This is a genomic window from Caballeronia sp. ATUFL_F1_KS4A (genome assembly GCF_023630905.1).
Taxonomy (GTDB): domain Bacteria; phylum Pseudomonadota; class Gammaproteobacteria; order Burkholderiales; family Burkholderiaceae; genus Caballeronia; species Caballeronia zhejiangensis.
Window position 1 is genome coordinate 89765 of sequence record NZ_JALQEB010000026.1, and the last position, 7762, is coordinate 97526.

The 7762-nt window shown below is 62.9% G+C and carries 7 protein-coding genes; 6 read left to right on the forward strand and 1 reads right to left on the reverse strand.

Features of this window, described 5'->3' with window-relative positions:
* Nucleotides 1–21: 21 nt before the first annotated feature.
* Nucleotides 22–615 carry a TetR/AcrR family transcriptional regulator gene (locus NCS03_RS15140; protein WP_033536083.1) on the reverse strand — a complete coding sequence of 198 codons (594 nt, stop codon included), beginning with the start codon at nucleotides 613–615 and terminating at the stop codon, nucleotides 22–24.
* Between the two features lie 346 nt (nucleotides 616–961).
* Here NCS03_RS15140 and NCS03_RS15145 point away from each other — a divergent pair, with 346 nt between their 5' ends.
* The 6 genes from NCS03_RS15145 (at nucleotide 962) to NCS03_RS15170 (ending at nucleotide 7341) form a co-directional block, all read left to right on the forward strand.
* A complete protein-coding gene (locus tag NCS03_RS15145) occupies nucleotides 962–1720 on the forward strand; it encodes an enoyl-CoA hydratase/isomerase family protein (protein ID WP_250529349.1) in 759 nt (252 codons plus the stop codon).
* A gap of 61 nt (nucleotides 1721–1781) precedes the next feature.
* Nucleotides 1782–3125, forward strand: coding sequence for an MFS transporter (locus tag NCS03_RS15150; protein ID WP_008353924.1), 1344 nt, complete (start codon nucleotides 1782–1784; stop codon nucleotides 3123–3125).
* A gap of 49 nt (nucleotides 3126–3174) precedes the next feature.
* Nucleotides 3175–4779 (forward strand): acyl CoA:acetate/3-ketoacid CoA transferase, encoded by a 1605-nt coding sequence (locus NCS03_RS15155; protein ID WP_250521522.1) that lies wholly within the window; start codon nucleotides 3175–3177, stop codon nucleotides 4777–4779.
* A gap of 8 nt (nucleotides 4780–4787) precedes the next feature.
* The gene (locus NCS03_RS15160; RefSeq protein ID WP_144403650.1) at nucleotides 4788–5639 is read left to right on the forward strand and encodes a shikimate dehydrogenase family protein; all 852 of its coding nucleotides are present in this window, start codon (nucleotides 4788–4790) and stop codon (nucleotides 5637–5639) included.
* A gap of 5 nt (nucleotides 5640–5644) precedes the next feature.
* Entirely contained in the window at nucleotides 5645–6802 is a 1158-nt protein-coding gene (locus tag NCS03_RS15165) for a dihydrodipicolinate synthase family protein (RefSeq protein WP_250521523.1), read from the forward strand.
* A 44-nt stretch (nucleotides 6803–6846) separates the two neighbouring features.
* The gene (locus NCS03_RS15170; protein ID WP_250529350.1) at nucleotides 6847–7341 is read left to right on the forward strand and encodes a MaoC family dehydratase; all 495 of its coding nucleotides are present in this window, start codon (nucleotides 6847–6849) and stop codon (nucleotides 7339–7341) included.
* Nucleotides 7342–7762: the final 421 nt, after the last annotated feature.

Consider the following 7762-nt stretch of genomic DNA (forward strand, 5'->3'; position numbering starts at 1 on the left):
GATGACATCGACGGGAAAGATTCACTTGGTGTATTTCGCGAGCACCACGACGGAGAAAGAGTTCATGAACTGTTCGACACGCTCGAAGCCGCCCGCGTCCTGTGCGAATACCGACAGGCTGTCGACGAGGTGCGTGAGCAGGAAGATCAGGTCTTCCTTCGGCGTGTCGCGCTTCAGCTCGCCGGTGCGGCTCGCATGCTCGACGGCGACTTCGACGGCCGCGTGGATCTCGGTCGTGAAGCCCGCGAGCGCCGCGCGCGCCTCGTCGGTCAGGACGTCGCTTTCCAGGCGCAGCCGGCCAATCAGACTCCACGGCCTGCGCGTCTTGCCGCCGGGATTGTATTTGCGGAACAGATTGCGGTTGTAGGCGACTTCCGCCTGCAGCTTCTCTCGCAGCGACAGCGTTTCGTCGAGCCAGATTTTCTTCTGTCCCGCGGTGGCGCCGGCCACGTATTCCTTCACCACTTCCTCGACGAGACTGTTCTTGTTGCCGAAGTGATAGTGGATGTTGGTGGTCGTGATGCCGAGCTCCTTCGCGATCACGCCAAACGTTGTCTTGTGATAGCCGTGCGCGATCAGGAGCTTCTTCGCCAGATCCTTGATGCTGTCGTACATCGGAGATTTTTTGGGCGCGGCGCTTGTTTTGTCGGTCTTGTCGTTCTGACTCAACGGTTCATCTCGGTGGGGATCGGACTGCCGGCTCGGCCTCGAACGAGGCGAAGCAACGGACGGGGATGCTGCGGAATTTGCGGTTGATTTTACACGACCCCCATTTGTCGATCTCTTCGCCGCCTTCTCCGCAAACGACTGCGCGCGTTCCATTTTTCGCCTCCCGAAAATCTCGTTGCGTAGTGCCCGGAAATGATGTTAATGTCCGCTAAACGTACTTACTAGTAAGTAAGTATAAGGGAATACTCGAATGGGACATCACTGCTTCGGCAGTGAAAAAAAAGGAGGCGCGATGCAGGAACACATGGTGGTGCGCAAACACGGCGCGGTCGCGGAGATCGTCATCAATCGACCGGAGAAGATGAACGCGATCACGCCCGAGATGACGCAGACGCTCGCCGGCATCCGGCAGGACATCGAGCGTGACGAAGCGATCCGCGCGGTGCTGCTGCGCGGCGAAGGCGAGCGCGCATTCAGCGCGGGAAGCGATCTCCGTTCGCTCAAGACGTATCGCACGACGTGGGAGTTTCGCGCCCGCACCGATTACGCGATGGTCGTGCGCGAATTCACCAAGCCCGTCGTCGCGGCATTGAAAGGCTGGGTGCTGGGCGGCGGCCTGGAAATGATGCTTGGCGCCGATGTCCGCGTCGCGGGACAAAGCGCGAAGTTCGGCGCGCCTGAAGTGGTGCGCGGTTGGGTCGGCGGCGGCGGTGCGTCGCAAATGCTGCCGCGCCTCATCGGCTACGGGCAGGCCATGCGCCTTCTGCTGACCGGCGACACCATCGATGCGAACGAGGCGCTCCGCATCGGCCTTGTCGAGATGGTGGTCGAGGATGCGGCCGTCGTCGAAACCGCGATGGCGCTGTGCCGCAAGATGGCCGAGTTCAGCCCGATCGCGACGCAGTCGGTCAAGGCGGCCGTGCGCGCATCGCTTTCGATGAGCGTCGAACAGGGCGTTCGCTACGAGAACGAGCTGACGTCGCTGTGCTTCGCCTCGGGCAACTACGAGGAGGGCGCCAACGCATTCGGCAATCGCGCAAGCCGGAACTGATTCGCGGACAAGTACGTCACGTCGAACATAACCAGACCAAAGAGAAGCAGGAGACAGCGCCATGCAAGTCGCACATGCGCAGAACGCAGACCGCAGGAACATCCGACGCGCCGTGTTCGCGTCGACGCTCGGCACCATCATCGAATGGTACGACTATGGGCTCTATGCAGCGGCATCGGGCCTCATCATCAACAAGCTGTTCTTTCCGCAGTTGTCGTCGCTTGCGGGCACGCTCGCGGCGTTCGCGACCTTCGCGGTCGGCTTCATCATCCGGCCGGTTGGCGGCATCGTCATTTCGCATATCGGCGACAAATACGGCCGCAAACCCGCGCTCGTGTTCTGCGTGACGATCATGGGCGCGGCGACCGTCGGCCTCGGCATATTGCCGACGTGGCAGCAGGCAGGCGTGATCGCGCCGATCCTGCTCGTGCTGCTGCGCATGATGCAGGGCTTCGGCGCCGGCGCGGAACTCGCCGGCGCAATCACGCTGATCGCCGAATACACGCCGCCGAGCCGGCGCGCGTTCTTTACGTCGATTCCGAACGCGGCCACCAACTTCGGCGTGATGATCGCGATCGCGACGTTCCTGATGATCTCGTACGTGCCGGAAGACATCCTGTTCACGTGGGCGTGGCGCGTGCCGTTCATCCTGTCGCTCGGGCTGTTCGGCGTCGCGATCTACATCCGCTCGAAGCTCGATGAAACGCCCGAATACGTCGCCGCGATGGAGAAGGCGAGCGCGAAGGCCAAGGCCGAGAAAGTGCCCGTCGCGGACCTGTTTCGCAACAGCCGTCGCGAGTTGCTGTGCGGCTTCTTCGCGATGGGCGGCCATCAGGCGCTCAGCTATGTGCTCAATACCTTTGCGTTGAGCTACATGACCAACACGGTCGGCATGGCGAAGGCTGACAGCCTCGTCGTACTGATCATCGCGCTGGGCTTCTCGCTTTTCTGCGCGCCCGTCGGCGGCATGCTCGCGGACAAATACGGCAGCGGCAACGTGTTCGCCGCCGGCGCGATGATCGCGCTCGCGCTCGTGTGGCCGCTCTTCCGCGCCATCGATTCGAAGGACATCGTGCTCGCCACGATCGCGATGAGCGCGGTCTATGGAATCAGCTGGGGCTGCACCTGCGGCGCACAGGGCGCGTTCCTGTCGAATCTGTTTCCGACGCAGTACCGCTTCTCCGGCATCGCGATGTGCCGCGAGTTTTCCGGCGCGCTGATAGGCGGGCCGACGCCGTTCATCGCGACCGCGCTCGTCGCATACGCGGGCGGCAAGCCGACTTACGTGATGGTGTTCCTCGCCGTCTTCTGCCTGCTCACGCTGATCGCGGCGCTGTTCGGCAAACGCCTCTCGCGTCATCGGGACGATCAGCCCGTGTTCCAGGAATCGCATTCGGCAATCTGACGCCGATGCGCGCATCGACGCAAACACAGACAATACCGGAGTAGATGACATGCAAATTTTGACCGCCGACCAGGCTGCATCCCTGCTGAAGGATGGCGATACCTTGATGATCGGCGGATCGGGAAGCGGGCACGCCGTGCCGGAAGCGCTGATCGAGGCGCTCGAGCGGCGCTTTCTCGCGCAGGGCGAGCCGCGCCGGATCACGTCGTTTCATCCGGTCGGCCTCGGCGATCGCGGCGAACGCGGCGCATCGCGGCTCGCGCATACGGGGCTGCTCAAGCGTGTCGTATGCGGCACGCTGGTCGATTCGCCGGCGCTCGCGCAGATGGCGCTGAACAAGGAAGTCGAAGCGTGGACACTGCCGCAGGGCGCGCTCTCGCAGCTCACGCGCGAGATGGCGGCGGGGCGGCCGGGGCTCGTCAGTCATGTCGGGCTGCATACCTTCGTCGATCCGCGCAATGGCGGTGGGCTTCAGGGCGCGCCGAGCGATGACGAACTCGTCAGCCTGATCGAGCTCGACGGCCGCGAGTGGCTGTTCTACAAGCCGTTCGAAGTCGATGTCGCTTTTCTGCGCGGCACGACGGCGGACGAAGACGGCAACATATCGATGGAGCATGAAGCCGTTTTCGCGGACATGCTCTCGATGGCGCAGGCGACGAAGCGCAACGGCGGTGTCGTGATCGTGCAGGTGAAGCGGCTTGCGAAGCGCGGCACCTTGCCCGCGAAGACGGTGAAGATTCCGGGCATGCTCGTCGACGCGGTCGTCGTTCAGGAGGATCAGCCGGTGACGTATCAGACGGCTTACGATCCGTCGTTTACCGGCGAAATGCGTATTCCGCTCGGCGGTTTTCCGCGCCTTCCGCTCGACGAACGCAAGATCATCGCGCGGCGTCTCGCGATGGAACTGAGCATGGGCGCGGTGTGCAACGTCGGCTCGGGCGTGTGCACGGGCATCGGGCTCGTCGCGGCGGAAGAGGACGTGCTGCATCACATCGTGCTGACGAACGAGCAAGGGCTGATCGGCGGCGCGCCCGCGGCGGGACTCGATGCCGGCGCCGCGCGCAACTACAGCGCGATCGTCGACATGCCGTATCAATTCGATTTCTACGATGGCGGCGGCATCGATATCGCGTTTCTCTCGGCGGTCGAGATCGACGCGCAGGGCAGCGTCAATATCAGCCGCTTCGCGAACAAGCTGATCGGCGTGGGCGGGTTCATCAACATCAGCCAGAACGCGCGCAAGATGGTCTTCGGCGGCACCTTCACGGCGGGCAACCTGCAAGTGTCCTGCGAAGGCGGCAAGCTGCAGATCCTGAAGGAAGGCGCGCATCGCAAGTTCGTGTCGAAGCTGCAGCAGGTGTCGTACAGCGGACCTTTCGCGCAGGAGCGCAAGCAGACGACACTCTTCGTCACCGAGCGCGCGGTGTTTTGCGCCATCGACGGCGCGCTCGAACTGATCGAGATCGCGCCGGGCATCGATCTCGAGCGCGACGTGCTCGCGCACATGGCCTTTCGCCCCGTCATCTCGCCCGATCTCAAGCTGATGGACGAGCGACTCTTCCGTCCCGAACCGATGGGCCTCGATGCCGTGATGGCGTCGCAAGGCTGGCCGTGTCATCCGCGGCTTGCTGCGTTAGCGGGGGGCGAGCGGTGAAGCGCGAGTTGCAAGCTCTTCGAATCGATGGATCGACGCGCCTCTTCGGCATCGTCGGCAGTCCGGTGACGCAGGTGAAGACACCGCAACTGATGAACGCGCTCTTCGACGCAAGCGGCATCAATGCGACATGCCTGCCGTTCGATGTGCCCGTGAACGTGTTCGAGCCGGCCGTAGCCGGACTTCAGGCGCTCGGCAATCTCGATGGCCTGGTCGTCACCGTGCCGCACAAGGTGCGCGCGATGGCGATGGTCGACGACATGTCGGACACGGCGCGGCGCGTCGGCGCGATCAACGTGATGCGGCAGCAGCCGGATGGCACCTGGTACGGCGATATGTTCGACGGCACAGGCCTCGTGCAGGGACTGACGCGTCTCGGCTTCGAGGTTCGCGGCCAGCGCGTGAAGCAGCTCGGCGCGGGCGGTGCGGGCGCCGCGGTCGCGCACGCGCTGGCCGAAGCGGGCGCGGCGAGCATCGCGCTGAGCGATCCGCAGCGCGAGCTGTCCGAGCAGTTGTCGGCGCGACTGAACCGCTTCTATCCGGATTGCGAGGCTCGCGTCGATGTCGATCCGGCGAATGTCGCGGGCATGGATCTGCTCATCAACTGTTCGCCGGTCGGCATGAAGCCGGGCGATGGCATGCCGGCTTCCTTTGGCGCATTTTCCGAAGCGATGCAGGTCGTCGACATCATCATGACGCCCGCCGAAACGCCGCTGCTGAAACATGCGCGGCAGTGCGGCTGTCGCGCGACCAACGGACGGCCGATGATCGACGGGCAGCTCGCGGCGTTCGCGACGTTTTTCGGCATCGACATGCCCGCAGCGTTCCCTATCCTTTTCGACGCGCCTATCCGGACCTGACTACCATGCATATCGTTCTTCCGACCGCTTCCGGCGAGTTCGAAAACTACACGCTCAAAGGCGATCCGATCGGCGGCGCGCCGGCGGGATCGACATTCAACCGCATCGCCTATTCCGCCGCGCACGTCGTGGCCGATCCGCTTCGCAGCGGCGAACTGAATCAGCCCGCCGCACTCGACTGGGCGCGCACGATCGAATATCGGCGATATCTGATCGGCCAGGGGCTCGGCATCGCGGAGGCGATGGACACCGCGCAGCGCGGCATGGGCCTCACATGGGACACGGCGCTCGAGCTCATCGAGCGGACGATGCAGGAAACGCGCGACATGGCCGGTGCGCGGATCGCGTCGGGATGCGGCACGGATCATCTTCCCGCGCAGTCGGCCACGTCGTGCGATGACGTCATCCGCGCCTATGCGACGCAGCTCGAAGCGATTCAGCGCACGGGCAGCCGGGTGATCCTGATGGCAAGCCGCGCGCTCACCCGCGTGGCGCGAAGTCGCGATGACTATCTGCGTGTGTATGGCGAAGTGCTCGCGATGTGCGACAAGCCCGTGATCCTTCACTGGCTCGGCGACATGTTCGATCCGGAGTTGAAGGGATACTGGGGCAGCGACAATCTCGACGAAGCAGCCGACGCGTGCCTGACGGTCATCGCGGAGAACGCTGGCAAGATCGACGGCATCAAGATTTCCCTGCTCGACGATGCACGCGAGATTGCCTTCCGGCGACGCCTGCCCGAAGGCGTCAGGATGTATACGGGCGACGATTTCAACTATCCGTCGCTCATCAAGGGCGATGAAGAAGGTTACTCGCACGCGTTGCTCGGCATCTTCGATGCGATCGCGCCGGCTGCATCGCAGGCGCTCGCGGCGCTCGCTGCAGGCGATCTCGCGCGATACGAGCGGGTTTTCGCGCCGACGGTGGCGCTCTCGCGCCACATCTTTCGCATGCCGACGCAGTACTACAAAACGGGCGTCGTCTTTCTCGCCTACCTGAACGGATTTCAGCCGCATTTCTTCATGCTCGGCGGTCACCACGGCGCACGTCCGCCGGTTTATCTCGCGGACGTGTTCCGTCTCGCCGATAAGGCCGGCCTGCTGCGCAATCCCGATCTCGCGGTTCAGCGAATGCGGCTCGTCATGCAGACGCTCGGACTTTGAACGCCGACTTTCTTGAAGGCACATTACAAGGACAGATGGAAGACATGACCCAATTACAGAACGAAGAAGCCGCCGTACAGCGCGGGCGTTTGCTCGCGCCTGGCATGTATGACCTGAACGACCTCGAGATAGGCGATCATTTCGTCACGTCGGGCATGACGTTGACGGAAGCGCATATCGTCAATTACGCGGGTGTATCGGGCGATATGTACGACATCCATCTCGACGATGTGGCCGCGCAGCAGGCGGGATTTCCCGGCCGGATCGCGCACGGACTGCTCGGCCTCGCGCTCACCGATGGTCTGAAGACGCGCTCACCGGTGCGCATGAGCGCGCTGGCGACGTTGGGATGGAACTGGTCGTTTCGGGCGCCGCTTCATATCGGCGATCGCATTCAGGTCGAAATCGAAGTCGTCGGTAAGCGGGTGACGAAGCGCATCGACCGAGGAATCGCGACGCTGAAGCTGCGCGTGCTGAATCAACTGGGGAACGTCGTGCAGGACGGGGAGACGCTGCTGTTGATGCAGAATCGGGCTTAGTTTTCTCAAATATTCGATACGCGCGACGATTGCCCATCAGCGGACGTTAACGATCATCGTTTGACCGAAGCTCGGGCGGTCGAGCCCGATGCGCGCAACCAGTTGTGTCATGACCTCCCACTCCGCACCGCCTCTGCGAGCACGAGCAACGTGCAGAATTGCAGTTTGGGTGCGCGTCACTGCGATCGCTGCGATCGCTGCTTTAACCTGGACATGCTAAAGGCTGGGTGCAGTTTCCATGTCGAGCGGGCCCACCTCCGATCAGTGCCGCAAGCGTCTTCGGACCATTCCTAAATGACAATGACGTCGCTCCGAGCGACGGAATATTAGGTCACAATCCCCGGCTAAATTGTCCCGATTCGGAATGCCAAGCGATTGCGCGATGCAATCCTCGGGTCGTTAAAACGTCTACCTAAGTTGT

Excerpts from the sequence above, each read along its gene's own strand:
- NCS03_RS15165 (WP_250521523.1), top strand. The coding sequence starts at position 5,645 with ATGCATATCGTTCTTCCGACCGCTTCCGGCGAGTTCGAAAACTACACG.
- NCS03_RS15145 (WP_250529349.1), top strand. The coding sequence starts at position 962 with ATGCAGGAACACATGGTGGTGCGCAAACACGGCGCGGTCGCGGAGATC.
- NCS03_RS15150 (WP_008353924.1), top strand. The coding sequence starts at position 1,782 with ATGCAAGTCGCACATGCGCAGAACGCAGACCGCAGGAACATCCGACGC.
- NCS03_RS15170 (WP_250529350.1), top strand. The coding sequence starts at position 6,847 with ATGACCCAATTACAGAACGAAGAAGCCGCCGTACAGCGCGGGCGTTTG.
- NCS03_RS15155 (WP_250521522.1), top strand. The coding sequence starts at position 3,175 with ATGCAAATTTTGACCGCCGACCAGGCTGCATCCCTGCTGAAGGATGGC.
- NCS03_RS15140 (WP_033536083.1), bottom strand. The coding sequence starts at position 615 with ATGTACGACAGCATCAAGGATCTGGCGAAGAAGCTCCTGATCGCGCAC.